Annotated in this window: 29 protein-coding genes and 3 pseudogenes; 15 read left to right on the top strand and 17 right to left on the bottom strand. The window is 44.2% G+C overall.

What is annotated here, in order from left to right:
* Positions 1-15 precede the first annotated feature (15 nt).
* On the top strand, positions 16-204 hold the full coding sequence (locus DW036_RS25440) for a hypothetical protein (RefSeq protein WP_005775886.1): 189 nt from the start codon (positions 16-18) through the stop codon (positions 202-204).
* Between the two features lie 47 nt (positions 205-251).
* Here the strand turns inward: DW036_RS25440 and DW036_RS24565 are convergent, their stop codons facing one another.
* Complete coding sequence (locus DW036_RS24565; RefSeq protein ID WP_004329302.1) at positions 252-1151, bottom strand: AraC family transcriptional regulator; 900 nt, start codon at positions 1149-1151, stop codon at positions 252-254.
* 130 nt (positions 1152-1281) lie between these two features.
* Between DW036_RS24565 and DW036_RS24560 the strand changes: the two genes are divergently transcribed.
* The 4 genes and pseudogenes from DW036_RS24560 to DW036_RS24545 form a co-directional block, all read left to right on the top strand.
* Positions 1282-2058, top strand: coding sequence for an MBL fold metallo-hydrolase (locus DW036_RS24560; protein WP_004329300.1), 777 nt, complete (start codon positions 1282-1284; stop codon positions 2056-2058).
* Positions 2055-2723, top strand: coding sequence for a radical SAM mobile pair protein A (locus DW036_RS24555; RefSeq protein WP_004329299.1), 669 nt, complete (start codon positions 2055-2057; stop codon positions 2721-2723). The genes DW036_RS24560 and DW036_RS24555 overlap by 4 nt, the downstream gene beginning before the upstream one ends.
* The gene (locus tag DW036_RS24550; protein WP_004329298.1) at positions 2720-3595 is read left to right on the top strand and encodes a radical SAM mobile pair protein B; all 876 of its coding nucleotides are present in this window, start codon (positions 2720-2722) and stop codon (positions 3593-3595) included. The genes DW036_RS24555 and DW036_RS24550 overlap by 4 nt, the downstream gene beginning before the upstream one ends.
* Positions 3596-4087: pseudogene (locus DW036_RS24545) on the top strand (sensor histidine kinase); the annotation flags it as partial.
* Between the two features lie 274 nt (positions 4088-4361).
* Here DW036_RS24545 and DW036_RS24540 read toward each other — a convergent pair.
* The 3 genes from DW036_RS24540 to DW036_RS24530 all read right to left on the bottom strand — a co-directional run bounded on the left by DW036_RS24540 (position 4362) and on the right by DW036_RS24530 (position 6411).
* Positions 4362-5000 (bottom strand): recombinase family protein, encoded by a 639-nt coding sequence (locus tag DW036_RS24540; protein WP_007564634.1) that lies wholly within the window; start codon positions 4998-5000, stop codon positions 4362-4364.
* A gap of 241 nt (positions 5001-5241) precedes the next feature.
* The gene (locus DW036_RS24535; protein ID WP_007564633.1) at positions 5242-6078 is read right to left on the bottom strand and encodes a virulence RhuM family protein; all 837 of its coding nucleotides are present in this window, start codon (positions 6076-6078) and stop codon (positions 5242-5244) included.
* A 3-nt stretch (positions 6079-6081) separates the two neighbouring features.
* Positions 6082-6411 carry a hypothetical protein gene (locus DW036_RS24530; protein ID WP_007564632.1) on the bottom strand — a complete coding sequence of 110 codons (330 nt, stop codon included), beginning with the start codon at positions 6409-6411 and terminating at the stop codon, positions 6082-6084.
* Positions 6412-6697: 286 nt separating this feature from the next.
* On the opposite strand from DW036_RS24530, the pseudogene DW036_RS24525 reads away from it, so the two are divergent.
* Both DW036_RS24525 and DW036_RS24520 read left to right on the top strand, forming a co-directional pair.
* Positions 6698-7457, top strand: a pseudogene (locus tag DW036_RS24525) (ParA family protein).
* A gap of 4 nt (positions 7458-7461) precedes the next feature.
* Complete coding sequence (locus DW036_RS24520) at positions 7462-7719, top strand: hypothetical protein (protein ID WP_005648607.1); 258 nt, start codon at positions 7462-7464, stop codon at positions 7717-7719.
* Positions 7720-7907: 188 nt separating this feature from the next.
* Here the strand turns inward: DW036_RS24520 and DW036_RS24515 are convergent, their stop codons facing one another.
* The 3 genes from DW036_RS24515 to DW036_RS24505 all read right to left on the bottom strand — a co-directional run bounded on the left by DW036_RS24515 (position 7908) and on the right by DW036_RS24505 (position 11302).
* Entirely contained in the window at positions 7908-9044 is a 1137-nt protein-coding gene (locus tag DW036_RS24515) for a fimbrillin family protein (RefSeq protein WP_181993396.1), read from the bottom strand.
* A 108-nt stretch (positions 9045-9152) separates the two neighbouring features.
* Complete coding sequence (locus tag DW036_RS24510) at positions 9153-10073, bottom strand: DUF5119 domain-containing protein (protein ID WP_007564613.1); 921 nt, start codon at positions 10071-10073, stop codon at positions 9153-9155.
* Positions 10070-11302: a DUF3575 domain-containing protein gene (locus DW036_RS24505; RefSeq protein ID WP_007564611.1), complete on the bottom strand. Its 1233-nt coding sequence runs from the start codon at positions 11300-11302 to the stop codon at positions 10070-10072. The genes DW036_RS24510 and DW036_RS24505 overlap by 4 nt, the downstream gene beginning before the upstream one ends.
* A gap of 304 nt (positions 11303-11606) precedes the next feature.
* Between DW036_RS24505 and DW036_RS24500 the strand changes: the two genes are divergently transcribed.
* Positions 11607-12665: a LuxR C-terminal-related transcriptional regulator gene (locus DW036_RS24500; RefSeq protein ID WP_007564609.1), complete on the top strand. Its 1059-nt coding sequence runs from the start codon at positions 11607-11609 to the stop codon at positions 12663-12665.
* A gap of 305 nt (positions 12666-12970) precedes the next feature.
* On the opposite strand, the gene DW036_RS24495 is transcribed toward DW036_RS24500, so the two are convergent.
* A complete protein-coding gene (locus DW036_RS24495; protein WP_005868811.1) occupies positions 12971-14251 on the bottom strand; it encodes an ATP-binding protein in 1281 nt (426 codons plus the stop codon).
* Between the two features lie 126 nt (positions 14252-14377).
* Positions 14378-14537, bottom strand: a pseudogene (locus DW036_RS26140) (helix-turn-helix domain-containing protein).
* A 129-nt stretch (positions 14538-14666) separates the two neighbouring features.
* On the opposite strand from DW036_RS26140, the gene DW036_RS24485 reads away from it, so the two are divergent.
* The 5 genes from DW036_RS24485 to DW036_RS24465 all read left to right on the top strand — a co-directional run bounded on the left by DW036_RS24485 (position 14667) and on the right by DW036_RS24465 (position 18933).
* A complete protein-coding gene (locus DW036_RS24485; protein WP_005868812.1) occupies positions 14667-15017 on the top strand; it encodes a helix-turn-helix transcriptional regulator in 351 nt (116 codons plus the stop codon).
* A complete protein-coding gene (locus DW036_RS24480; protein WP_005868813.1) occupies positions 15010-16599 on the top strand; it encodes a type II toxin-antitoxin system HipA family toxin in 1590 nt (529 codons plus the stop codon). The genes DW036_RS24485 and DW036_RS24480 overlap by 8 nt, the downstream gene beginning before the upstream one ends.
* 99 nt (positions 16600-16698) lie before the next feature.
* Complete coding sequence (locus DW036_RS24475; RefSeq protein WP_005868815.1) at positions 16699-17019, top strand: helix-turn-helix transcriptional regulator; 321 nt, start codon at positions 16699-16701, stop codon at positions 17017-17019.
* Positions 17009-18535, top strand: coding sequence for a type II toxin-antitoxin system HipA family toxin (locus DW036_RS24470; RefSeq protein WP_005868817.1), 1527 nt, complete (start codon positions 17009-17011; stop codon positions 18533-18535). The genes DW036_RS24475 and DW036_RS24470 overlap by 11 nt, the downstream gene beginning before the upstream one ends.
* 110 nt (positions 18536-18645) lie before the next feature.
* Positions 18646-18933, top strand: coding sequence for a hypothetical protein (locus DW036_RS24465; protein WP_007569214.1), 288 nt, complete (start codon positions 18646-18648; stop codon positions 18931-18933).
* Between the two features lie 15 nt (positions 18934-18948).
* Here DW036_RS24465 and DW036_RS24460 read toward each other — a convergent pair whose 3' ends face one another.
* The 5 genes from DW036_RS24460 to DW036_RS24440 form a co-directional block, all read right to left on the bottom strand.
* Positions 18949-19458: a hypothetical protein gene (locus DW036_RS24460; RefSeq protein WP_007569216.1), complete on the bottom strand. Its 510-nt coding sequence runs from the start codon at positions 19456-19458 to the stop codon at positions 18949-18951.
* A 267-nt stretch (positions 19459-19725) separates the two neighbouring features.
* Positions 19726-20163 carry a hypothetical protein gene (locus tag DW036_RS24455; protein WP_005868821.1) on the bottom strand — a complete coding sequence of 146 codons (438 nt, stop codon included), beginning with the start codon at positions 20161-20163 and terminating at the stop codon, positions 19726-19728.
* 43 nt (positions 20164-20206) lie between these two features.
* A complete protein-coding gene (locus DW036_RS24450; protein WP_005868823.1) occupies positions 20207-20455 on the bottom strand; it encodes a hypothetical protein in 249 nt (82 codons plus the stop codon).
* A 13-nt stretch (positions 20456-20468) separates the two neighbouring features.
* Positions 20469-20705, bottom strand: a complete 237-nt coding sequence (locus tag DW036_RS24445) for a hypothetical protein (RefSeq protein ID WP_005868824.1) — start codon at positions 20703-20705, stop codon at positions 20469-20471.
* Positions 20706-20778: 73 nt separating this feature from the next.
* A complete protein-coding gene (locus DW036_RS24440; RefSeq protein WP_005868826.1) occupies positions 20779-21090 on the bottom strand; it encodes a DUF2958 domain-containing protein in 312 nt (103 codons plus the stop codon).
* 647 nt (positions 21091-21737) lie between these two features.
* Here DW036_RS24440 and DW036_RS24430 point away from each other — a divergent pair.
* Positions 21738-22094 carry a hypothetical protein gene (locus DW036_RS24430; protein WP_004319780.1) on the top strand — a complete coding sequence of 119 codons (357 nt, stop codon included), beginning with the start codon at positions 21738-21740 and terminating at the stop codon, positions 22092-22094.
* Between the two features lie 3 nt (positions 22095-22097).
* Positions 22098-22400: an IS66 family insertion sequence element accessory protein TnpB gene (gene tnpB / locus DW036_RS26135; protein ID WP_083444256.1), complete on the top strand. Its 303-nt coding sequence runs from the start codon at positions 22098-22100 to the stop codon at positions 22398-22400.
* Between the two features lie 44 nt (positions 22401-22444).
* On the opposite strand, the gene DW036_RS24420 is transcribed toward tnpB, so the two are convergent.
* From DW036_RS24420 to mobC, 3 genes are read right to left on the bottom strand one after another with little or no spacing between them, the layout of a single operon-like run.
* A complete protein-coding gene (locus DW036_RS24420; protein ID WP_005868869.1) occupies positions 22445-23428 on the bottom strand; it encodes a hypothetical protein in 984 nt (327 codons plus the stop codon).
* A 27-nt stretch (positions 23429-23455) separates the two neighbouring features.
* Complete coding sequence (locus tag DW036_RS24415) at positions 23456-24856, bottom strand: relaxase/mobilization nuclease domain-containing protein (RefSeq protein ID WP_005868870.1); 1401 nt, start codon at positions 24854-24856, stop codon at positions 23456-23458.
* Positions 24853-25191 (bottom strand): plasmid mobilization relaxosome protein MobC, encoded by a 339-nt coding sequence (mobC, locus tag DW036_RS24410; protein ID WP_008770294.1) that lies wholly within the window; start codon positions 25189-25191, stop codon positions 24853-24855. The genes DW036_RS24415 and mobC overlap by 4 nt, the downstream gene beginning before the upstream one ends.
* Between the last annotated feature and the right edge of the window lie 4 nt (positions 25192-25195).

Raw genomic sequence — 25195 nt, 5'->3', positions numbered from 1 at the left:
GCGCGATAAATATCAGTGTGCATAATTATTCCTAAGTCTGTGAAACCGGAACGCATGAAGCAGAATCTCGACATATTAGACTTCACCCTGTCGGCCGACGACATGGCACGGATAAAGACGCTGGATACCGACAAGCCTTTCTTACTCGGCTCGCACGAAGATCCAGAAATCGTAAAATGGTTCATGCAGTACAAAAACGCCTGAACATCAACAACCATATTTCGATAGCCGCTATCGACTATATTAAGAAGTTATTCGTATATGCCTTTATTGTAATCCGTCATGTACTGAGTAAATGTTTTGCCTGTTTGCTGTTTGAAGAAGCGCATGAGATGGCTCGGATCAGAGAAATTGAAATCATCCGCCATTTCACTGACAGTGCGGTTGGAGAATAGCAATTCGTTCTTCAGTTCCTCAAGCAGACGTTGTTTTATCAAATGGGTAGCTGATACTCCGAATTGGGCTTTTACTGAGTTATTGAGTGTGATGCGACTGACATGAAGCATGTCTGCATATTCCTGCACCCGCTGGTGGGTGCGGATATTCTGTTCCAACAAGTCCTTGAACCGAAAAGCGAAATTGTTTTTAGCAATTTCAGCGGGCAAGCAATAGGCGGCAGCGTATGTACGATTGATAATCAGCAAAAGATAATATAGTAAGGAAACAATGATATTGTACGTATCGGACACTGGATTCATCAGCTCATACTTAATCTTTCCGAGCAGCCGCATATATTCCTTCATTTCGTCATGTGTGGCATTGATGTAAGGCGGCGTATCTGTCTGGTAACAATACAAAAGGCGAAAAACGAAGAACTTGTCGGCGATAAAAGTACGCATGAAATCTTCGCGGAATATAAGGAACGTGTAATCCAACGCCGTCTCATCTACATGCCACTCTTGTTGCTGATGGGGTGAAAGCAGGAGAACCATGCCGTCGCGCAGTTCAATCTTGCGGAAGTTCAGTAGCAAATATCCGTTTGCCTTACGGAAAAAGTAGAAGCTGAAGAAGTCTGTCTTAAACCGCTTGTTTTCTGTCAGCACAAGTCCGATGTCCTTGTTTATGGCAGTATTGATGTAAAAATCCACGCCGCAGCGTGTCTTGTTGAACGGTACGCTGACCAGTCGATCAGGGTTGATTATCTCGTCCATATCCTTGTCGTTTTTGCAAAGATAATAATTTCATTTATCAAAATGGCATAATTACCGTTTTTTCAGGCATAGATGTTTCGCCGGATTCTTCCGAACTTTGCACCCGTAATCAATAACAAGACATATAGTCATGAAAAAGACATCTACAGTACAATTGGTGCGCAATGCCACCTTGAAAATCAGGTATGCGGGACACACCATGCTAATTGACCCCGTTTTAGCCGACAAAGGCACTTTGATATCGGCCCTCGGTGTGAATAAAACACCGAGGGTACACCTCACCATTCCTATTCAGGATATTATCGGAGGCGTGGACATGGTGCTCCTGACCCACAATCACATCGACCATTACGAGCCGAGTGTCCCCACACATTTGCCCAAAGAAATTCCTTTCTACGTTCAGCCCCAGGACGCGGACGCCATCAGAAACGACGGATTTACAAATGTGATACCCATCGAAGAAATAAAAACAATAGACGGCATATCCATTTACCGCACGACCGGACATCATGGTTTCGGGCAGATCGGGCAGATGATGGGACCTGTATCAGGTTATGTGCTAAAAGCCGAGGGCTTCCCGACCGTTTATATAATGGGTGACTGCCGATGGGAAGCATGTATCCGAGACACCGTGGAACGGTTCAATCCTGACTATATCGTGGTAAACTCCGGAGGTGCAATCTTTCCCGAATTTTCCAAAACGGACGGTCCTATCATCCCCGACGAGAACGAAGTGATGCAGATACTTGACGAATTGCCTTCGCATATCAAGCTGATAGCCGTACACATGGATGCCATCGACCATTGCCAGACCACCCGTGCAATTCTGCGCAATGAGGCAACGCATCACGAAGCCGACATGAGCCGGCTGATTATCCCGGAGGACGGAGAAACAGTTGTGTTATGAGTGTCTGCATTAAATCCCTGATAAAAAACATGAACATAGTGGTAGGGTGCACTATAGGATGCCCTTACTGCTATGCCCGTAACAACTGCCGCCGTTTCCACATTACCGACGACTTTTCCGTGCCTGAATACATGGAACGAAAACTGCGCATCATCGATACGTCCCGTCCTCATGTGTGGCTCATGACAGGAATGAGCGATTTCTCCGATTGGAAGCCTGAATGGAACGCAGAAATTTTCGAGCGGATCAGCAGCAATCCCCAGCACGCCTATATCTTTCTGACGAAGCGCCCTGACAAAATCAGTTTCTCCTCTGACGACGAGAACGTATGGATGGGCGTGACCGTTACGCGCAGTTCCGAGAAAAGGAGGATTGATGATTTGAAAAAGAATATCAAAGCACGACACTACCATGTCACGTTTGAACCTCTCTTCGATGATATCGGCGAGATTGATTTCGAGGGAATTGACTGGATTGTCATAGGCACAGAGACCGGAAACCGAAAAGGAAAGTCATATTCGCGCCCCGAATGGGTGCTTAGCATTGCAGAACAGGCAAAGGCTCATGGCATACCGGTGTTCATGAAAGAGGATTTGCTGCCGATTATGGGCGACGAAAGAATGATTCAGGAATTGCCGGAACAATTTACCAGACGAATACAATGAATATGGATACAATAAAGGAAATAGATGTAAAGAGTGTAATGACCAAATCCTCTCTGCCGGTGGGAGGATATTCGGTCAACCCTTATGTAGGGTGTCCCCACGCCTGCAGGTATTGCTACGCATCGTTCATGAAACGGTTCACCGGGCACACCGAGCCGTGGGGTACGTTTTTAGATGTAAAAAACTGGAAGCCGATAACGAATCCTCATAAATACGACGGTGAACGTGTTGTAATAGGGTCTGTGACGGACGGTTACAATCCGTATGAAGAAGAATTCCACCGTACCCGAAGGCTGCTCGAAGAGCTGCGAGGAAGCGATGCCGAGATTATGATATGCACAAAGTCCGATCTTGTCCTTCGCGATCTCGACCTGTTGAAGAGTTTTCCCAAAGTGACTGTGTCATGGTCTGTCAATACGCTCGACGAGCAGTTCTGCGCAGATATGGACAACGCCGTAAGCATTGAACGCCGTCTGAAAGCGATGCGTCAGACATACGAGGCAGGTATCCGCACCGTATGCTTCGTCTCGCCCATATTCCCCAGAATAACAGACGTAAAGGCAATAATAGAGGAGGTAAAAGATTATGCTGATTTAATCTGGCTTGAAAACCTGAATTTACGCGGGCAGTTCAAAGGCGGGATAATGACGTATATCCGTGAGAAGTATCCTGACCTCATACCGCTTTACGAGGAAATTTACAATAAAAAAAGGCTTGAATACTGGCAGGCATTGGAGCAGGACATTTCAAATTACGCCAAGGAGCAGGGCTTCCCGTATCGTATAAACGATCTGCCATACGGACGCTCGGAAAAAGGCAAACCTGTCATCGTAAACTACTTCTACCACGAAAAAATACGATTGACAAAATGAGGCTATGCCGGACTGATGCAGAAAAGTTGTAGCGCGGATAAAAGCACCATGTATGTGGATAATATCCGGCAATCTTCCGAGCGTATGCGGGAGATGCTCAACACGCTGCTGGATTTCTTCCGTCTGGACAACGGCAAGGAGCAACCCAACCTTTCCCCTTGCAGGATTTCCGCAATCACGCATATTCTTGAAACGGAGTTCATGCCCATTGCCATGAACAAGGGGCTGACTTTGATAGTGGAGAGCCACACCGATGCGGTGGTTTTGACCGACAAGGAACGTATCCTGCAAATCGGCAACAACTTGTTGTCAAACGCCATCAAGTTCACGGATAACGGTAGTGTATCATTGGCAGCGGATTATGATAACGGTTTGCTGAAACTTATCGTTGAAGATACCGGTACGGGCATGACCGAAGATGAGCAACAACGAGTATTCGGTGCATTTGAACGTCTTTCAAATGCCGCCGCAAAAGACGGCTTCGGATTAGGCTTCCTGCAACCAGCCGTTATCCAACAGCCGGGTTAAATGCGTCCTCCCTATCTCGGCCGTCCCTTGCAGGACGACACAGCGGTCTTTCTCCTGGAGCTTTCTTAATTCCTCCAGTGAAGCCGCCATTTTCTCCGCCATTGTTGCCATAACCGTTTTTATTTAGATTCTGATTATTTTCGTGCAAATACTCGTTTTTAGACACGTGTAAATACTCGTTTTTAATTATGTGCATTTACTCGTATTTGTTGCAAAAATACAATATTTGTTCCGATAATCAGCTACTAATGAAGTCTTTTTTTACTTGTTGTATCGTCGAAACGGCCTTTCCCGTGAGCTTCGCCACGTTCCGGATCGAGTAGCCTTTCTTTAACAAGGCGATCGCCTCCCGGTATTCCTCTTTCCTCTGTTCGGCCGTTTTCCGGCTTCCCGGCTTCCGTCCCAGCCTGCCCCCTTTCTGGATGTACAACTCCCGTCCGCTATTAAGGCGGTCGATGATCCCCTGGCGTTCGATCGCGGCCAGTTCCCCCAACAGGGTAGTGATCAGAGAGGACAAGGGGTTTACCGTCTTGTCCGGCCGTAACGTTTCCAGGTTCAGGTTTTGAATATACACGCATATTTTATGCGTGTGCAGCGTATCGAGTGACTTTAGGATCTCCAGGGTTGAACGCCCCAGGCGTGAGATCTCGGTCAGCAACAACATATCCACCCGGTTCTGCGGATCTGTGCAGTATTCCAGGCAACGGCTTAAAACCGGGCGTTCGATATTGGCCTTTCGTCCGCTTATCTTTTCCTCAAAGACCGCCGTCACCTCGTACCCCCGTCCGGCTGCGAACCTCTCCAGATCGACAACCTGCCGTTCGGTCGATTGCCTGGCCGACTGCGAGCTTACACGTGAATAAATAACCACATTCATCCCTTTTGCTTTTGTTCTTCCTTATCTATTGTTTTAATCACCTTATCCACCTCTTTCAAGGAGGCATTATTTCCGGATCTATCCAAAAAAGAAATTCGCTAATTAACCTATAATTACTATCTTTGCATTGTAATGCTTGGTAAAGCCTCTGTTATCAAAACACGTAACCAAGTCAAGGATATACCCGTTCATCAAGAACGGGTTTTTCTTTTGCGACAGCCCATTCATAAGACAAAGGATATTATAACAGGTCAGTAATCACAGCCGCCGGAATATCCAGCTTTGAGAAAGCGAACATCTTTTTCCCCAGATCCTTTAACGAGGCTCCGATATGGTACACGTCCGTTTCATCAACGATCAGGAAACGGTCGTGACTGTCCCGGTACGTCCTGATGTCGATAGGTGGGTACTGGCTGTTATGCCTGTCAAGATCAAGTTGGAGTTGCTGCGTGATACGCTGGGTGTAAATGGTGGCCGAGACACCGACGCTGCGTTTACTCAACATGAGCAAGACCGTTTCGTCCACATAGTTGTCGATAAGCACGATCGAACGCCTGGCCGACTTTACCAGATCGGTAGCGAACTTGTACGCATCGAAAATCTGGCCGTTATAAAAAATGCCTTCGACCGGGGGCAAGGCAGTACGCACAAAAAAATCTATCTTCTCGGTATGTTGAGCGACAGTCCTTTCAAGTTCTGACAAACGTTTATTAATGGAATACCCTTTTAAAAGATAGTCCTTTAAAACCTTATTCGCCCATTGCCTAAATAAAATACCTCTTTTACTATTGACACGAAACCCAATGGATATGATCGCATCCAAATTGTAATAAGTCAGATTGCGCATCACTTGCCGTTTGCCTTCCTGTCGAACTGTTCGGAAATCCCGAACAGTTGAACTTTCCTCTAATTCTTTCTGATCATATATGTTTTTTATATGCTCGCTTATATTTGCTTTGCTGGATTGAAAAAGATCCACAATTTGCGCCTGTGTCAGCCAAACGGTTTCATCTTCCAGCCTCACTTCCAACTTGACCGCTTCATCCGGCTGGTATAATATGATTTCTCCCTGTTCCATTACTTATTTACCTTTTCTTAATTCATCAAGCCTCTGCATCGCACCGCTGAACTTCTCACTAAACATCATATCATCGGGCAAAACAAACCAGGTGGGAATACCTCTCGACTGTGGATTACCTATACATTCATCTTGCCCGTTCTGTTTGCGGTAATCGTCCCATTCACTATAAGCGATGTTCCAACGAATACCTAATTTATAGGTATTTTCCCATTTAATAATAGCCAGTGAATAGGCCGGATCATCTTTGCCGTCATAAATCACTTCTACAACTTCAACCATCCCTTTAGGGGAATTTATAAACTTCGGATTTTTATACGAATAAGTGCTCATGTCTTTTATTTTTTATTTATAGCACACAAAGATACTCAAAAACAAATATATACATATATACATACGTATGATTAACGTATAAAAACATTTATGGTTATTCTAATCTTTGATTAATTCCGGTACAGAAACAAAACGTACCGAAAGGTGGAAACCGGATTTATTTCGGTACGCTTCCCCGATCGGCACAAAAAACACGCAAAAAACGAAAAATACTACTTTTAGTATTTTAGTATATTAGTTTTTGACTATATTTGCGGACATGACAACCATTTAAAAAACTGAATTTATGAGCAAAGCAAAAGTAATCTCCGTATTGAATCACAAAGGGGGAGTAGGAAAGACTACAACCACGATCAACCTGGGCGGCGCGTTACGTCAAAAAGGGTACAAGGTTCTTTTGATCGACCTTGACGGACAAGCCAACCTGACCGAATCGCTGGGCTTCTCCGCGGAGCTTCCCCAAACGATCTACGGTGCGATGAAAGGCGAATACGACCTGCCGATCTACGAGCATAAGGGCGGTCTTAGCGTCGTTCCCTCCTGCCTGGATCTCTCGGCCGTTGAAACGGAGTTAATCAACGAGGCCGGGCGGGAACTTATCTTAGCCCACCTTATCAAGGGCCAAAAGGAAAAATTCGATTATATCCTGATCGACTGCCCCCCCCTCGCTGTCGCTGCTCACGCTTAACGCACTGACGGCCTCGGATCGGTTGATTATCCCGGTTCAGGCTCAATTCCTGGCAATGCGTGGAATGGCCAAACTTATGCAGGTCGTCCACAAGGTGCAGCAACGTTTGAACTCGGATCTTTCGATAGCCGGGGTTCTGATAACCCAGTACGACGGAAGAAAGAACCTGAACAAGAGCGTTTCGGAACTGGTACAGGAAACATTCCAGGGCAAAGTGTTCAGCACCCATATACGCAACGCCATTACGCTGGCCGAAGCCCCGACACAAGGGCAGGATATTTTTCACTATGCCCCCAAATCTGCCGGGGCAGAGGACTACGAAAAGGTATGTAACGAACTGCTAACAGAAATAAAGTAACCATATGGCAAAGAAGAACGATTTAAAAAACAGTATGTCGGCCGGGCTGACCGGGGGATTAGACAGCCTGATCCAATCCACGGCCGGGCAAAAAGAGGCTCAAAAGCCGAAGAAAGCGAAAACCGTGCATTGTAATTTTGTCATGGACGAAACCTATCACCAGAACTTAAAGCTGATCGCGATCCGCAAAGGCGATTCGCTAAAATCGGTATTGCAAGAGGCTATATCTGACTACTTGGATAAAAACAGTTCCCTGCTATAACAGCGTATCGGGAATATACAGGGCAAACACTCCACAAAAGAAATTCTCCAGGAAAAAGGTACGCAAAAAGCACCCCTACACATCAAAAAGTATATTGAAAATGCGATTCCCTATAAAGAACCCGTTGGCGGGATTAATCTTGCGTATGTTTAACCTGCCAACGGGTACGATATTGATAAACTTTTTGTTTAAGGTTTAACGTTTACGTTGCTATTTGCATCAACCCATTCTGTTGTCTCTGCATTAAACTGGATCGGATTCAACACAGCCTCTCCCTGATCAGTATAACCACCACCGAAAATCAACGTGTAGATATGACGCTTGCCCGCTACCCATGTATCTCCGAACGGAACATAAATTGTTCCGTAACTATCTGCTGAACCCAACAGATAACCTCCGGACTGCTGGATTTTGCAGGTGATCGACAGGTAACATTGATGCGCACCGTCGGCTTTTATCTTGGTATTGGTGGCTTCTTCGGAAACTTTCCATGCTGTCAGCTTCTGTGGTATATTCAGCATAGGAGTTTTTTCGGAAATATCGGTAGCTGTGGTATTACTATTGACCTCGATGGATTTGCCTTGCACTACGGTAATAAAACCTCCTCCTGTAGAGCTTTCAGGCCAATCACCCACAGCCCAACTTCCCGTTCCATCGGCTGTCGCAGGCAATGTGTAGACGCCGCCCATTTTTACATTAAAAATCTTGATGTCCTTTATATTCACCTGCATGTTATCGTATTCGGTCTTTGCTTTGAATACGACCTGTGACAGAATATGCTTGAAGTTAAATTTCACTACTCCGTTGTTCTTGTCTTTTGTCTGGCCTTTGGCTATGGCATACATCACGTCGTAGTTTTCATGAGCATTGATACCAGATCCATACTCATCGGAGCAGGAATAAGTTATCTTTTGAGTATCCTTGGTGGCTTCCCACATATAACTCCACTGCATGGCTTCATCAACCGTTCCGGGATTGAACGCGTAAAAGTCCAAAGGCTCGGTAGGCCAATAACGAAGATCGCCCGCATTTTTATAATCCCACTTATTATCTTTGTACACGATATTCACTCCGTCATGTCCAAATTCCGTGTCGACCTTTCCCATGAAGGCAGTACCATCCGCCGTAAAAGCGAACACGTCGAAATCGGTGTTCTTCAAGTTGGTGTTGGTAGTAGGGGTAGCCCTCGTTTCCGCCGCATTACTTAACACGTTAAAACCAATCGCATTTCGTGAGGAGGTTTCCACATTCGCAATCTCCTCGTCTGAGCAACCCATGAGTAGTGCTCCAAAGATTGCCCAAAGCATTACTGTACTTTTTTTCATAAATAAAAATAAATTAAATTGATACATATAATTAATAAACTCGATTACTTAATAGTTGACATAGCGTTTACCCGGCATCCAATCCGCACTGAAAACTCAAATATCCGTTTATAACACTATATCCACATTCACATCATCCCAATCATCAACGTCCACATCAAATCCCGCACCGTCACTTCCCGGCTCGAATGGTACCTCATAATCAAAATTCAACACCAGATGCACATCACCGACATGCCCCGCTACCGGGACATCATGCACTTGGTCGCTCACGTCCTGTTCCAATACAGACATGCTGCCGGAACGGTTCTTGAGATACAGCCGGAAAACATTGGGCTCTCCTTCAAGTGCGGAATGTCCAAACGTATAGAATCCGCCTATAATCTGATTCCGTGAAACCATTCCATCAAAGAGCAGGCTCTCCGAAAGACCGGCGGGCAAACTGTCGCCGGACATGTTAAGCGAGCCGGACATGCCGGAAAGAGCGGCCCGCAAATCCGCCACCCTATCCAGTCCCCGAAGACCGTTCACCTCATACGTGTAGTGACATACCATGTTTACGGGAGTTAGCCGTACTATCTCCGCGCTTCCTCCCGGAATGTCCTTGAGGATAACTCCGTCTATATGGTCGCCACACAGCCAGGGTGGGGTGACAGCCATTGTCCGGTTATCCGGTGACCGAACATCACGCGTATCGGCAGTAAAAAGCGTGTAACTGCCGTTTCCTTTCCAAACCATCCCGTCGGTATCGTAGTTGAAGCAAATTACCCGGTAATCATTCTCGGGGAGCTCCACTTCCCCCCCCTCTCCTCCGGGGAAATCAAATATCCACGTGTTGCTTTCATCATCGGTCGGATAAAATACGACCCTCATGCCTTCAGGCTTGTCATGATTGGAAATCTTGGTCCAGTCGAATATTACCCGCACCGTGGCAAAGTGCGGATGATCGTAACATAAATCCTTATGCTCACAAGCCGTCAGTCCTATCCATAAAAATATGAACACCAGACTAAAGCGTATCCGTATCACTGCCTGCCTCCTTTCTTCCGGCTATAATTCCCCCGCCCGATCAACCACACCAAAGAGATACCCGCCTTGGTCGGGCCGAACCAGCGGCGGTTTTTAGTGGTCTGCCATACATAGTGACCGTCCAAAGGGATGTACTCCTTGTACGATCCTCCAAGGTAGCCGATTCCCAACGTGAAATCCACATTGAACCGATGTCCCACAGGTAACGAGTAGCCGTAAGCCACGCCTCCCCCGTAACTCCATTTATCCCCCAAGTAACCTTTCCCACCCAATTCGAAATCATAGGTGACGATCTGCCCGTACAATCCGACATGATGCCCGGAAAACGGTTTTTCCACCGCTCTCCGACCGAACCAGCGGCGCAACTCCACATCTCCCCCATAGATACGCCAATAATTATGCTTCCGATCACTTTTCCACCAGGCATACATCCAATTCCCGGCCACAGACCAGTTCTTCCCCAAACAGAACTCAACCCCGATGTCAGGTATCAAAACAGCGTCATAAAGCAAGTTTGTTTTCACCGCCATGCAAAACGGCCGTTTCTTTACCGGAGCTATGACGGTAACGGTATCACGGATGCACAACGTATCACGTGTATGTATATATACCGTATCTCTGACGGGATTTATCGGATCACTATCATAGCATATTTTCACCATCGACGAACGAAGTTTCGGAAAATGGAATTTATACAAATATGAGTATGGCCTCCCCCCTTTCAGTCTTTTCAGTTCTCCCCCCCAATAAGGGCTGTCCTGGTTTTCCAAACGTACGATCTTCTCCAACAAACGAAGGACATCCTCCCTCTCCGGAACATTCACATCCGCTCTCACCATCGTTATAAGTCCGTTCCAGTCACTTCCCGAAAAATGAAAATCCTTCTCCAATACCGGAATCTTTATATAAGGTGATATATACCGCCACAAAACCTCTGCTCGTTTTTCAGACAGCCTTCCATTCAACAGCCCCCCTCCTTCCGGGGAAGCTCCTCCTATTATTTGAATTTTCCTGATAAGACGGACGGAGTCGTTCAATGCGGAACAGATTTTAGCAAACCGCTCCATCTCGTTCCCATTGTCAAGTAAACATGTATCTATATTTACCTTTCCTTGATGAAAATAGATCCTTACCGAATCACGCTTCTCCTGAGCGGATATTTCTCCGCTTATACTCAACACGAGCACGAACAATACACATTTAATATAAAAAAAACATCTTTTCGTCATTTAATCATTTGTTAATATGACAATCCAAACCCAGGCTTTTACACCCCCTGAATTTCAACCGCTAAAGATATGCACTTATAAACCAACCTCCAAAGCAAAAAACAAGTATTTTAAACTTATAAATACTTAAAAAGACAACCACACAACAGCTACAACACTTACCACAGCAGCCAATCACGCTTACACAACAATTAAAAACACTTAACATCATAAAGAAAAGTACTTAAACATACAAAAAAAAAAAAAAAAACAGTTATTTTTGCAGGAAACATTATACTTAATAACACTTAAAACAATAAAACACATGAAAATCAGCACAAAAGCCGCTACTTTTCTAAGTTCAATAAAAACTCAAACTTACGACAAAAAAGAAAGAGAAATGATAATAACGTATCAACAAAAACGTGTCTTTCATCTATCCCTGCTCATGCTGGCCTTATGCGCACCCATATACATATATTCAGTTCCATTTCCTAATGAACAGTTTTATTATATTAACAGCGTATTATTCCTGTTTATCATTATGTGCACTCTCGCTTATTTTAAAAAGAGAGTAAATCTGACCACGACCTTTTCCATTATACTGATAGCCATACATATCGAGATTTTTATCGAAATAATTTATTGCTCAATATGTAGCGGATATGAATATAGTTATCAAAGAGCATTGATAATGAGTAACATTAGTATCTCTCTCTTATTTACCATGCTTTCCATCTGTGCCTATATGAGTAATATCTCCATCCTATTGTCCTCCCTTACCATAGCTTCCTATACAATCTGCACACTTATCACCGACGAACCGTTCCTATACAGTTATCTGCCTTTGATCATCATCATATACACCATGATCCCCTTATTAGGAAGATCCTTACACAGTAATATCAGCAGCTTGCTAAAAAGTAGCAACTTGCTAAAAGAGGAAGAGGAAATGCTTTTGAAACGTCTCCAAATGAAAAAGGAAGAACTATTCGCGTTCGCCGAGTTGTTAAGCGAGAATAACCCGGAAGAAAAGACAAGCTCCCTGTTAAGCATAATAGGGGAACAATCCAAAGAAAATCTTTTTACAGCCCTTGCCGCATACCAGAAAAAGGAAAAAAGTAAACTTGATACAATCAGGAGAATATATCCCAATTTATCCCCGTCCGAATTAAACATCTGCCGTTTAATACTGCAAGACAAGACCGTCAGCCAAATATGCGAATTATTACATCGGAGTAGCGGAAACATAACCAGCCAACGAGCGAACATACGTGCCAAACTCGGACTGAAAAAAAGCGACAATTTAAAAGAAGCATTACAAGAACGCATGAGGCTGTATGAAGAAGAACACCGGCAAGAGGACTTTTCAGCCATGCGTTAGGGATTGCAGAGTAAAGCCCACAGCCTTTAGGCGAGGACTTGCAACGGAAAGCCTGACCGTCCCACAGGAACGCCCAAAAGAAAAAGAATCCCCCGAACATTCATCCGGGGGACATCCAAGCCGTCACATCAATTATAATACAGATTCAGATCATCCGTGCCAATCTCCTTTCCGTCCCGGAAAACAAGGCGTAAATCAATCCTCTCTCTGTTTTCATTGCCACAAAGATAGACATACCGGCCAACATACGCATCATACTTATCAATCAGTTCTAACGGTATGACCGGCATGGGAAAAGGATACACCTATATTGCATATAGCGGAAAATTTGTAAGATTACCCTGTACTTTATAAGGCAACATAGAAAATCTCTCCGCATGCAATTCCGGTCTTTTTCCCAGTAATGCTGTCAACGAATTGGCCCGGACATTCCCTTCGGCCTTCACTTCTATCGGCACCATTTGGGCATTACGTTGAATAACAAAATCCAACTCAAGACGCGAATTGTCTGTGTTATGGTAATAAATCGGTGACACGCCCTTACTTTTCATCTGCTGCAATACATACTGTTCAGTCATTCCTCCCTTGTATTCCTTAAATATGTCGTTTTTAATCAAGACTTGGGCCGGATCTGTCTTGACCATAGCACCCATAAGCCCCAAATCAACCATATAGAGTTTGAAAGCCGACAGGTCTTCATAAATATCAAGCGGAAGCTCCGGTTTGGTACATCGAGGCACTTTATACAACAACCCGGCATTTACAAGCCATTGAATGGCCATCTCAAAATCATTGGCTCTGGCACCTTTTCGCAAAGCTCCGTAAATGAATTTCTTGTTTTCTTTAAATAATTGGGAAGGAATGCTGTTCCATACCATTCGGACACGCGGAACCTGTTCTTTGGGCGCATGTTTTGAGAAGTCAAGATCATAGCCTTGCAAAATCTCCGACTGTATTCTTCTGACTTCCAGCAAGGAATCCGTTTCTACATATTTGAGTACAACTTCCGGCATACCACCTACATAATAATATTGCCGAAGGAGATCCGTATATTTGTCATGCAGGAGGCTTATCGTTTCAAAATCCCCACTCATAAGCAATTTACAAGCTTCTTCTTCTCCCTTGGCGACAAGAAACTCTTCAAAGTTCATAGGAAATATATTGATGACATTTACCTTCCCTACGGGATAAGACACATCCTGATGAAGGGATATCCCCAAAAGTGAACCTGCCACAGCTATATGATACTCCGGAACCTCCTCTTTAAAATACTTCAAAGATTCCAGTGCTTCCGGGATATCTTGTATCTCATCAAGGATAATAAGCGTATCACCCGGAGTAATGTCAACGGAAGTCATCGCACGCAGCCCCCGTAAAATTCTGTCAACATTGAAATCCTGAGAAAAAAGCTGGCGTGCAAGGTTATTCTTACGGCATACCACATAAGCCTCTTTTTTGTATTCAAGTTTGGCAAACTCATGGAGCAGCCATGTTTTCCCAACTTGTCGGGCACCATTTAAAATCAGAGGTTTTCTATCCTCACGGTTTTTCCATTCTATAAGTTGTTGCAAAACAAATCTTTTCATCTACAAACAGCATTTTTATACATGTAAAAACAGCGTATAATACATTTATCCGCACTTATTTAAAGCACAAATATACTAAAATAAACAGATAATAGAAGCAATCTTATACATTTTTCCGCACTTTAATCAACTCCAATGGAAAGCAGTAGCCAATTTAGGATTGCCTTCTCCACGCTCGATGGCCACCAGCGTATTGATGCCCACGCCCGCCAGTTCGGAGAAGTTCCAGCTGATTGACCTTCAAACTCTTCCTGCACTCTTTAATCATCTTTCCTAGCTCTTTCATATTCACAACACATTGTGATTTTAGTCAGTTTTCATCCTAGTTCAAAGAAAAAAACAGCCGATAAAGCAACTATAATCATTGTATTCATATAGATTAACATCATATATTCAAGTTAATCTATATATTTACATGGATTATTTGTATATTTGCAAAAAAGGAACAACCATGTGGAATGAAATGAGCAATCCAGCTGTGCTGATGAGAATCGGCCAGCGCATCAAAGAGACACGTATCAGGCAGCATATCACGCAGGAAGAACTGGCAACGGCTTCCGGTGTAAGCCCCTTGACCGTTGCGAACATCGAGAAGGGCAAATCGGTATCGCTGCTGTTGTTCATCAGCGTACTCCGCTCGCTCGGCCTGCTGGAGAACCTGGAGCAACTGGTACCGGAAATCCGGGTCAGCCCGATAGAGCTCAAAAAACTGCAAGGAAAGAAACGCTACCGTGTACGCCATTTAAAACAAGATAACCATGAATGATTTGATAGTAGATGTAAAGCTATGGGGAGAAAGCGTAGGCTCTCTCTATTGGGAAAAGGAAAGCAATGCCGCCTTGTTCGACTATGAACGGAAGTTCATCCGCTCCGGTCTTGACATTTCTCCCATCATCATGCCCATCAGCCAGTACAGGAACACCCCCTACCGGTTCCTTGAAAACCGTACCGACTGTTTCAAGGGGTTGCCCGGCCTGTTTGCCGATTCACTGCCGGACACTTTCGGAAACCAGATCATCAATGAATGGTTTGCCAGCAAGGGATTGTCCGGAGAAGAGATTACCCCTTTAGACAGGCTTTGCTATGTAGGCAAACGTGGCATGGGCGCACTGGAGTTTGAGCCGTCCTCGCCAATCAACGGCATGAACGAATCATCAGTGCTCCATATCGAGGAACTGACTGAGCTTGCCAAATCCGTATTCACGGACAGAATGGCTTTTCAGGTCCAACTGCGCCAGGAAGGAAGAAACATTCTGGATATACTGAAAGTGGGAACATCTGCCGGAGGTGCCAAGCCCAAGGCCATCATCGCCTACAACGATATTACCGGAGAGGTACGCTCCGGACAGGTAAAAGCTCCTGAAGGATTCGGGTATTGGCTGTTGAAATTTGATGGCGGCAAATACAGCGAACACACGCAGATAACGGACAATCCACAAGGAATAGGAAATATCGAATATGCCTATCACCGGATGGCAAAAGCCTGCGGTATCGATATGATGGAATGCCGGTTACTTCAGGAAAAAGAGTCATATCACTTTATGACACGACGTTTTGACCGTATGGAAGACGGAGAGAAGATCCATGTACAGACATTGGCCGGGCTTGCCCACTATGACCGTGACCAACGCCATTCATACGAAGAGATATTCCGTATCATGCGGCAGATGAACCTCCCTTATCCAGAGCAGGAGGAACTATACCGAAGAATGGTGTTCAACGTCATGAGCCGGAACCATGACGACCATAGCAAGAACTTATCTTTCCTGATGGATAGACAAGGGAAGTGGAAACTGGCCCCAGCATACGACCTCTGCTACTCATACACACCGGGCGGCAAATGGACGAACCGCCACCAGCTGTCACTCAACGGCAAACAAGACAATTTCACGATGGAAGATCTGCAAAAGGTAGGTGAGAACATGGGTATCCGGAAACACAAACAGATTATCGAAGAGATACAGGAAACCGTATCGCATTGGCATGAGACTGCCAAGGATTGCGGGGTCAAGCCGGAACACGCCGATTTTATCGGAGAAAACCTGCTCTTGTTCGGCAAGCAACTGCATACGATCCATATGCCGGACATTGCCAACGAACAAGAGCAGGCTTTCATGAAGGCTATGCGAAATGATGACTTCAATACCATTCTGAAACTGAAGATGAGAGGATATCAGCCATCGGAGAACACACTGAAAAGCCTCCAGCCGGATGTATCCGCCACCACCTTCATCGCTGCCGCCAAAATCTTCCAAATGGAAGGGATGCTAAAAAGCCTTCAGGACATAAAACCCGCGCAAAGCCCGATTACAGGCGGCAATAAACGTAGCATGGAATTGGGGGATTAGCACACAAACTACATCGCGCACAATTCAATATAACAGTAAATATATTAATTGTTATATATCATATTTTGATTTAACAATTAATATATTTACCTTTGTAAAATGACAACGAATCACATCACCCAAGCCATGGCCAATCCGGAAATCATAGTGGAACTGGGCAGACGATTTAAGGAATACAGGCTAACCTATAGGCTCACCCAAAAAGAGGCTGCCGAGAAAGCCGGTGTCAGCCTTATCACCTTACGCCAGTTTGAGAACGGGAAGGCCTATAACATCAATATGGGCAACTTTCTTGCCCTGTTACGAGTAGTGGACTGTCTGGAACAGATGGATGATCTGATGCCGGAAATACCTGTTTCAGCCTATACAATGGAACGAATAATGAATAAAAAGCCGAAAAGGATAAGACATGGAAAATAATGTTGTGAGTGTTATGTTATGGGGAGAAGAAGTCGGAAAGCTCTATTGGGACGAAAGAAACAAAAGAGCCGTCTTCAACTATCATCCGGATTTCATCAAGAAAGGAGTGGAAATCGCCCCACTGACCGCTTCTGTCAAAGGACCGGCGGCAAAGGGTATGCCCATACTCGGAAACAAAGAAAAGACTTATCAAGGTCTCCCACCGTTTTTGGCAGATTCATTGCCTGATCGGTGGGGTAACATGGTCTTCGACCAATGGGCGGCACAAAACCATATCCCCAAGCGCAAACTCACACCGGTAGATAAACTGTCTTTCATCGGGAAACGGGGAATGGGAGCCTTTGAGTTCATCCCGGCCACTCCTGGATTGGAATCCTCTTCCACTCTCCAGATAGAGAGTTTATACCAACTGGCACGCCGTATCTTTGAGGAACGGGAGGAAATATCCGTGCAAGATGACGAAGCACTGCAACTGCAAAGTATCTATGAGATAGGTACATCAGCCGGAGGGCAGCACCCGAAAGCCATCATCGCCATCAATGAAACGACACATGATATACGTTCCGGCCAAGTCCCTTTACCGGAGGGCTATACCTACTACATATTGAAGTTTGCAGAAGGGGACGATTTTCCGTTCACGCAAATGGAAATGGTATATTATGAGATGGCAAAGGAAGCCGGGATTACGATGATGCCTTCCCGACTCATTCAAATTGAGGGAAAACATCACTTCCTGACGGAGCGTTACGATAGGATAAACGGAGAGAAGATACATACACAGACACTTGCTGCCATGAATCCGGATGCAACGAGCTATGAGGATTTGTTTGAAGTCTGCCGAAAACTGAACATCCCGGCAAGCGAACAGTCCGAACTCTACCGTAGGACGGTATTCAATATCATGGGCGGCAATGTGGATGACCACATCAAGAATTTCTCTTTCCTGATGGAAAGAAACGGCACATGGCACATCACCCCAGCCTACGACATGACATTCACCACCAATTTGGACGGTGCGGCATACGAAAACGCACACTCCATGAGCATTGCAGGAAAAGATAACGACATCACGGAAGATGACCTGATGCAATTTGCCAAACAGAACGGAATAAAGAATGCGAAAAGGATAATCGAAGAAGTCAGCCTTGCCATCAGCCATTTTTACGATTATGCCACCAATCATCAAATCGATGACTATTGGAAAGACCGCATCGAAGAGCATCTTTCCGGTTTGGTATCTCCGATCATAGGGAAAACCATGAAACACTACCTGCCCACCATTGTCGAACCCTACGAGACAGAGGATGGCTTTTTGGTATCAGAAATCAACATCATCGAAAACACCCGGCATGATTTCCGTATCGAGGCCTTCATAAACGGAAAGCGACAGAAATACATTGCCGGGCGTAAAAGCGATTTGGCTGCTGAAGTCATTGCCAAAGGCAGAAACAAGATGCCCGTTGAGAACAAGAAAGAACTTGTGGAACGGTTGTTACTGCCTTTAGCTAGAAGATAAAAACAGACGAATAGCGACACTATTACATTAATAAAAAGTCTGTTCTTGTTCGGCAAGCAACTGCATACGATCCAAATCCGGACATTGCCAACGAACAAGAGGAGGCTTTCATGAAGGCTATGCGAAATGATGACTTCAATACCATTCTGGAACTGAAGATGAGAGGATATCAGCCATCGGAGAACACACTGAAAAGCCTCCAGCCGGATATATCCTCCACCACCTTCATCGCTGCTGTCAAAATCTTCCAAATGGAAGGGGTACTAAAAAGCCTTCAGGACATAAAGTCTGCGCAAAGCCCGATTACAAGCGGTAATAAACGTAACATGGAGCAAACAAATTTACTATTCAATTTTCAGTTTTTTTCTATTTCTATACTACTGTACGCCATAAAATAACGAAGAAACTTATTCCTATATCAATTCATAATCAATAACATACAATTCACCAAGAATATTAGGGAATGCTACAGTATCATATATCACCTGCCCTACTCCATTAAAATTACCCGGAGATATTACAGATGCTACAACACCATGATAAGCTGTGGGAGAAAAAGAAAGATCTGCTAATCCATTTATCCCAATAACATTTTTCTGTACACCAGCATTATTAACATTACAAAAAATTGCATAATGAATAGTTTGATGTAAATTTACAGCAGCATTAGGAAGATGCACAAAATATAATATATCTCCATTATTACATTTAGCTAAATCATGATAGGTATTTATTTTTTGTATCATACTTTCTAAAGAAGCTCCAAAAGGATTAACTGAAATTCTTTTTCCTGTTGCCTGTTCTATAATTCCTCTAACTAAATTAGCACACCCTCCACCATTTGTAGGTAAATTAACATTCAAATTCTGAGTATTAGTAATAAATTGTGTAATCAATTGTCTATCATTTATACTTATAGCCATATATTATAACTCATGTTCTCCTACTCTCTCAAAGGCTTTTCGGAACCTGCCTATAAAAACTGTCTCTGTAAGCTTACCCCACAAATCTACCCTATAATCCCCAAACCGCTATCATCCCTTTTCTGAATGCCATGGAATTTTTTCCGAATACATAAGTTAGAAGATGAAAAAAGATTGTATTCAAAGTTTTTGGTTCTTTTTTGAAAAAAGAACCGCTGGCCAAAAATCCAACGGTTACTTTACTTTCGGAAAAATATGCAATGAAGTTTATAGGCCGAATGAGGAACGCAGCTTCTTCATGGCATTCTCCACATCAAAGAAAGACACATCCATAAGATCTTCTCCCCATGCTTCCGGAAAGTCAAGAATGGAACGTCCGTTATTAAGAACCGCATCACGGATGGCTTTCATCACATTCTGCCGAGTCGGTTCCAGCTTGAAGAAAAGGCAATGCCTGACTGCCATTGTAAGGGTATCATCATCTATAAAGAAACGGATGGTGACGGTCATGTGTACCTGCGTCCGTTTCTCCAGTTTCTTCTTTTTAGTTTCCAGTTTGGCCAACCGGGAAACATAGAATGAAGGGATATGTTTCCCGGATTCAACGCAAGTCTTCATCGCTTCATGTATTTCAGCGATGCCGTCACGTATATCCGTCAAGTCGGTGCAGTTGGATGCAACCGTATAAGCCGATAACTTTTTCATCTCAAAAGCCGTTTTTATATGGCAAAAGCCCTGTTTGTGAAACTTATAATATATGAATCTCCTTATCACCTACCTTCTCGTCCGATACGACCAATACCTCGTACTTCATCCTCTTGTAATTATAGACTACGGCAAGCGTATTAAAGCCACCGTTATCATACCGCCTGTCATAAACGGTATGTACATACTCATACATCGCATTCCCCATCATGAACTTTACGGAAACATCCGTAAAGTAAAATGCCACCGCATAAGCCAGCGTTTTCTTTTTATCAACCTTTTTTGTTTTCATAACCATTTGTCCTTTATTGTTTTCTGATAAAATATTCAATGGCCGAATGAACCAATATATAATGTGTGGGTGTCTGCCTGCACTGTTCCGCATAAGGATTATAGAACTGGAGAGCCAGCGCATGGTATAATTCCGGCAATTCCCGCTTGATTCTCGCCGTAAGCAGCCGATAGGAGCATTTTCTACCGTACTTCATCAGCTCACGCCATTTGTCCTGTGTTATTTCCGTGCAATTCGTCTCGTAAACCATAACTTCCGTTTTTAAGTTCAATATTCCGGTTGGAAAGCGGAAAGGGGTTGTTCCCTCTCCGTTTATTCTCTAATCAATTCAGGCAAGCTTTTACCGTTATACCGGTTTTCAGTCCTTTATCCAGCTGCACGGTCAACCCACGAACATTCACCTCTTGAATTTGAGAAAGAAGCACATAACCCCATTCCCATTCTTGAATATGGCAATAACCGAAAAAAAGCCAGTCACCGTCTTCCTGCTGTTCGGCTTCCGTTACCAACCATACCACCGAAGAAAAAGGAAGGAAAAACCTTGCGATGACTTCCGCATTAAGCCCCTGCCCCTCTTTTGAGTACAAAGGGTTGGCTTCAAACACATTCTTTAGTTGTTCCGTCACTGTAATCATATGTCACATTTTTAAAGGGTTAAACTTCTAATTTTATGCTTCAGCTAGATTTAAAGACCTTTTTTTAAAACCCCTTTCCGGGATGGCCTTTTCTTTCTGCCGACTTTTTTTTTGAGCTTTCATGCCCCATCTGAGTTTATAAGCCTTTTTTTACGGCACACAACAAGAAGGAAGGAGGGATTGAGAAAAGTTTTGGACGACAAAAAATGTTGGGGACAGCGAAGCCGTCCGGCGTTATTTTTTTCGGTACAAAGGGCGAAGACCGGAACTCTTTCGTATCCATCCACCGAAATAAATTTGCCGTTCAAAAACAAAGGCTCTCAGACGGGGCTATGAAAAAACGTACATTAGGGGAGGCAGAAAACAAGGAAAAGGGCAGTACGGAAATAAAAGAAGAATAAAATCCAACATTATTCACATTGATATATAATAGCCAAGTATTTCGCCATATCAATATAAATCCAACTATAATCAAAATCAAACAGTTATCTAATTTATTGGTTATTAAACATATAATACGCCAAAACATTTATTTTGGAGAATATAATATTAATTAAACAAAAAAATGTAAGCATTCGATAAACTCCCCCTTTCATTCTAAAAATGTGATATTACTTTTGTAATCAAAGTAAAAAAGCTCAATTGTTATGTCACATCAATGGACCATGGAAGATTTTGAATCTATTTATTCCCGTTTCAAGTCGAGCGGACTGTCAGTTATGGATTTTTGTTCGAATGAATGTATTCGTCCCAAACGTTTCTACGAGTGGCGTTCCAAGCTGTTGCGCAAAGGCGGCTTTATCCCGGTAAAGGTAAACAGTAAGGGCCAGGTCAGTCTTCCCCATAAGGAGAAATCCCTGCTGTCTGCCCCTCCGGTCAGCCCGTCGCCAATTCCCCAGCCGCTATGTGAGATCTCCTATCCCAATGGCGTTACAGTCCGCTTGAACAGCCCTTTGTCACCGGAGGTATTGCAAACCCTGATATTTTTGAATTCAAACCGTTAGCCTATGTTTTCTTTGAATGAATCCAACAGATATTATCTTTACCCGTATCCGACAGACATGCGTAAGAGTTTTTATACGCTTAGCGGCATCGTGACCAACCAGATGGGAAAGAATGTACGGGACGGTGACGCTTTCATTTTTATCAATGCGAATTGTACCTGTATGAAAATCCTCCAATACCTGCACTATCATCCTCTATCAAACAGGGTTGAGATAACGCTTGGGATAACCAATCCTCCCAGTGGCAGGATTGTAAAAAGACTACTGGCCGATGCCGTAACCAAAGGAATGATAGAAGTACTCTAACAATAGTAGTGCCACTATTTTATAAGCAGCACTGCAATTGTTCCTTACCCCAGCAAATGCACCTCCTGTAACCTCACCAACCCCAAATACATCTTCAAGAACACCTCCTGATACACCTTCAGATCCGGGAAATAGACGAAAGACTTCCGGGCAAAAGAGAGGCACGTGAATGGCCGTTCATTCGGAACCTCCATTTCCGGATAGCGTTTCTTCGCCTGGTCAACCGCCATCTTGTTCAGTGAAGCCACGAAGTTAGCCTGGCGTATCGGATTCCATTTCGGGGTTTCAAGAATCACCATCCCATCTTTCCGCTCAGGAATAACCAAATATTCATCCTGCACGTTACGGACGTAATAGCACACAAAAGACAAGGCCTCATAGACATTATCCCCTACATGAATACCGATAACCCGTTCTTCAACCGGTGTACCGGCAAAGCATTCCGCAATCTGTTTCATGGCATACCCATGCAACAAGGCAGCATCAGAAGCCAACAGATAAGCCGGTGCGGTACGCTCTCCTCCCTTATCGATGGCAGCAAAGACAGAAGGACTCCAACAGAGATGGATGAGCTTTCCTTTTTCTTTCTCACGAAGGGAAGCGACACATAAACGGTTATCAAAGACCAAACGGGCTTCTTTCGTTTCCGGATGGAACTGGAACACGTTCCGTACCCTGTCCGGCTTATGGATATCCATCATCAGATAGCCCTGCCAACCGGACACGTGCTTTGTCTTCAAGACGGTTTCGCTTTCCTCCACATCGAAAAGATAAGACAAGAGCTTTTCTCGCTTACAACATACGAAGAGAGAAAGCTCGTCCTGTTCTTTCATCTGCTGCATATCCAAGGAAAGAACAAAAGCCAATTGCCAAGGAGTAAGCTCGGAAAAGCCATGTAATTCAATACAAGACAACGCATCCTTCTCCGGTGAGTAAACGACATATCCCCGGCCACCTATCTCATATCTCAACATGAAATCCCCCTGTTCAGTGGGATGATAATTCTGTAAAACGGTCTGATAATTCATAAAGCAAATATATTAAGTTAGTATTCATCATAATGAGAAATCGGGACCACTCTTGCGTTTCCGTTTCTTTTTGGACGGTATGAGATCATCCTCTTGCGACTTCTTCCCGCTGCCGGTAATGTCAAGTTCCGGAATGGCCATAACTCCCCCACCCTGCATATAGAAAGCCTCACGATCCACCCGCTCACGGAACTCCCCTACCCTATCGATATGTGGCGAGAGACCGACAGCCACACCATCGAAATGCTTCTGGATATTCTGATAAGTGAGCTTACGGGAAAGATCCGCACCTTTAAAGACATGAGCATTTTCCACGTTTTCCATATAAAAGGAAATCCCGTATGCGCCTTTGCTGTTTACATGTTCCGTCACACGGATCGATTCTTCCGCCAACCTTTTCTTAAAATCCTCATAGCCTAAAGAAGCGTTCAATGCCTTAAACACATGGTCATAGAGATAATGCTTCTGTTCATCGGCGCTCATGCCCCGGCCATCAAAACGAATATTACCAAAACGATATTTCTGAGGAAGTGAAACGTCCTTCAGGTAAAAGCCTGAATCCTTGATGCCATAGACATAATAGGATTTGTCCTTCTTGGTGACCAGACGCATATACAATCCTTCTTGTTCCAGGTTCCTTCGGAAATCGGATGTACTTTCGGAAAAAGAGTAGATGCGGTCAAGCTGTTGTAACAGTTCATCCTTGAACAAGGGGTTGAAAAAACCTCCTTTTTCCAGCAATGCGAAAAGGTTGTCATAGCTTTCATCCCCCAATAGGACACGCCATTCTTCATTGGCCAATTTTATTTCTTGCAAGGGTTTATTCAAAGACCGGTATGTATCGGATTGTTCCAGGACAGCCGATACCTTATCCTTGTAATTATAACTACGCATGGCTTTCTTCAAGGCCGCATCGAAATAATAGTTACGGTATTGCGCCTCTCCCAACGTGGTTCTCTTGCCTCCTTCCCTTTCCAAAGGCAACAGACCGTACTTCTGCTCCAGTTCCCTTGAGATCTTTTCGGAACGGCTGTAATTATTTCCGGAAGGAATGCTTTTGCCTTCTTCATCAATTGTGGTCAGCAGCACATGCACATGGCTGTGTGCCTTGTCGGTATTTAGGACAACGGCATAACAGGACTTTCCGTACCCCATCCTCTCGATATATTCCCCGGCAAGAGAAAGCCACTGTTCATCGGAAAGGCTTTCTCCCGGATAGAGGCTCAGAATAAATTCCGCATAAGGTAGTTTCACCCGGTCATTCAACTGGGAGATAAGTTTCATGTAGGCTGGCATGGCGGCCAGTTCGTCACCAGTGGAGGTGTAAAGCACTTTTCCGTTTCCTTCCTTGACCTTGGAAAGCTGGTATTCAATTTTCCGGCTCATGGACAGGTGGGATGAGAAAGAAGGTTGTATCTCGGCTATCATAACAATTTCCGGTTAATGGTTTCTACATCCGAAAGGTATTGGTTAATCCGATCCAATGAATACAATATATTTTCATCGGACGGAAGCGTATTGATATGTTTGGCAAGCTGGTTGATATTGGCTCCTATTTTACGAAGTTCATATATCATTTGCACATCGGTTTTCGATATGCTTCTGCCTTTCAAGGCAGACTCTCTGATAAAGGAAGAAAGGGATTTTCCCTCTTCCTTTGAACGTTGAAGAAGCTGTTCTTTCTCGGCTTCCGTCAAGCGGATCTTTATACTTATATCTCGATTCTCTTTCATATATACAGAGTATGTGAGTGTAACGAACATTGGT

The organism is Bacteroides sp. AF39-11AC (assembly GCF_003474285.1).
Lineage (GTDB): Bacteria > Bacteroidota > Bacteroidia > Bacteroidales > Bacteroidaceae > Bacteroides.
This window is presented reverse-complemented; position numbering and strand designations above follow the sequence as displayed.

Excerpts from the sequence above, each read along its gene's own strand:
- DW036_RS24460 (WP_007569216.1), bottom strand. The coding sequence starts at position 19,458 with ATGGCTATAAGTATAAATGATAGACAATTGATTACACAATTTATTACT.
- DW036_RS24530 (WP_007564632.1), bottom strand. The coding sequence starts at position 6,411 with ATGAGCACTTATTCGTATAAAAATCCGAAGTTTATAAATTCCCCTAAA.
- DW036_RS24415 (WP_005868870.1), bottom strand. The coding sequence starts at position 24,856 with ATGATAGCCGAGATACAACCTTCTTTCTCATCCCACCTGTCCATGAGC.
- tnpB (WP_083444256.1), top strand. The coding sequence starts at position 22,098 with ATGTTTTCTTTGAATGAATCCAACAGATATTATCTTTACCCGTATCCG.
- DW036_RS24550 (WP_004329298.1), top strand. The coding sequence starts at position 2,720 with ATGAATATGGATACAATAAAGGAAATAGATGTAAAGAGTGTAATGACC.
- DW036_RS24475 (WP_005868815.1), top strand. The coding sequence starts at position 16,699 with ATGACAACGAATCACATCACCCAAGCCATGGCCAATCCGGAAATCATA.
- DW036_RS24540 (WP_007564634.1), bottom strand. The coding sequence starts at position 5,000 with ATGAATGTGGTTATTTATTCACGTGTAAGCTCGCAGTCGGCCAGGCAA.
- DW036_RS24440 (WP_005868826.1), bottom strand. The coding sequence starts at position 21,090 with ATGATTACAGTGACGGAACAACTAAAGAATGTGTTTGAAGCCAACCCT.
- DW036_RS24560 (WP_004329300.1), top strand. The coding sequence starts at position 1,282 with ATGAAAAAGACATCTACAGTACAATTGGTGCGCAATGCCACCTTGAAA.
- mobC (WP_008770294.1), bottom strand. The coding sequence starts at position 25,191 with ATGTTCGTTACACTCACATACTCTGTATATATGAAAGAGAATCGAGAT.
- DW036_RS24480 (WP_005868813.1), top strand. The coding sequence starts at position 15,010 with ATGAATGATTTGATAGTAGATGTAAAGCTATGGGGAGAAAGCGTAGGC.
- DW036_RS24565 (WP_004329302.1), bottom strand. The coding sequence starts at position 1,151 with ATGGACGAGATAATCAACCCTGATCGACTGGTCAGCGTACCGTTCAAC.
- DW036_RS24465 (WP_007569214.1), top strand. The coding sequence starts at position 18,646 with ATGAAGGCTATGCGAAATGATGACTTCAATACCATTCTGGAACTGAAG.
- DW036_RS24520 (WP_005648607.1), top strand. The coding sequence starts at position 7,462 with ATGGCAAAGAAGAACGATTTAAAAAACAGTATGTCGGCCGGGCTGACC.
- DW036_RS24535 (WP_007564633.1), bottom strand. The coding sequence starts at position 6,078 with ATGGAACAGGGAGAAATCATATTATACCAGCCGGATGAAGCGGTCAAG.
- DW036_RS24500 (WP_007564609.1), top strand. The coding sequence starts at position 11,607 with ATGAAAATCAGCACAAAAGCCGCTACTTTTCTAAGTTCAATAAAAACT.
- DW036_RS24445 (WP_005868824.1), bottom strand. The coding sequence starts at position 20,705 with ATGGTTTACGAGACGAATTGCACGGAAATAACACAGGACAAATGGCGT.
- DW036_RS24450 (WP_005868823.1), bottom strand. The coding sequence starts at position 20,455 with ATGAAAACAAAAAAGGTTGATAAAAAGAAAACGCTGGCTTATGCGGTG.
- DW036_RS24420 (WP_005868869.1), bottom strand. The coding sequence starts at position 23,428 with ATGAATTATCAGACCGTTTTACAGAATTATCATCCCACTGAACAGGGG.
- DW036_RS24485 (WP_005868812.1), top strand. The coding sequence starts at position 14,667 with ATGGATTATTTGTATATTTGCAAAAAAGGAACAACCATGTGGAATGAA.
- DW036_RS24470 (WP_005868817.1), top strand. The coding sequence starts at position 17,009 with ATGGAAAATAATGTTGTGAGTGTTATGTTATGGGGAGAAGAAGTCGGA.
- DW036_RS24505 (WP_007564611.1), bottom strand. The coding sequence starts at position 11,302 with ATGACGAAAAGATGTTTTTTTTATATTAAATGTGTATTGTTCGTGCTC.
- DW036_RS24430 (WP_004319780.1), top strand. The coding sequence starts at position 21,738 with ATGTCACATCAATGGACCATGGAAGATTTTGAATCTATTTATTCCCGT.
- DW036_RS24555 (WP_004329299.1), top strand. The coding sequence starts at position 2,055 with ATGAGTGTCTGCATTAAATCCCTGATAAAAAACATGAACATAGTGGTA.
- DW036_RS24495 (WP_005868811.1), bottom strand. The coding sequence starts at position 14,251 with ATGAAAAGATTTGTTTTGCAACAACTTATAGAATGGAAAAACCGTGAG.
- DW036_RS24455 (WP_005868821.1), bottom strand. The coding sequence starts at position 20,163 with ATGAAAAAGTTATCGGCTTATACGGTTGCATCCAACTGCACCGACTTG.
- DW036_RS24515 (WP_181993396.1), bottom strand. The coding sequence starts at position 9,044 with ATGAAAAAAAGTACAGTAATGCTTTGGGCAATCTTTGGAGCACTACTC.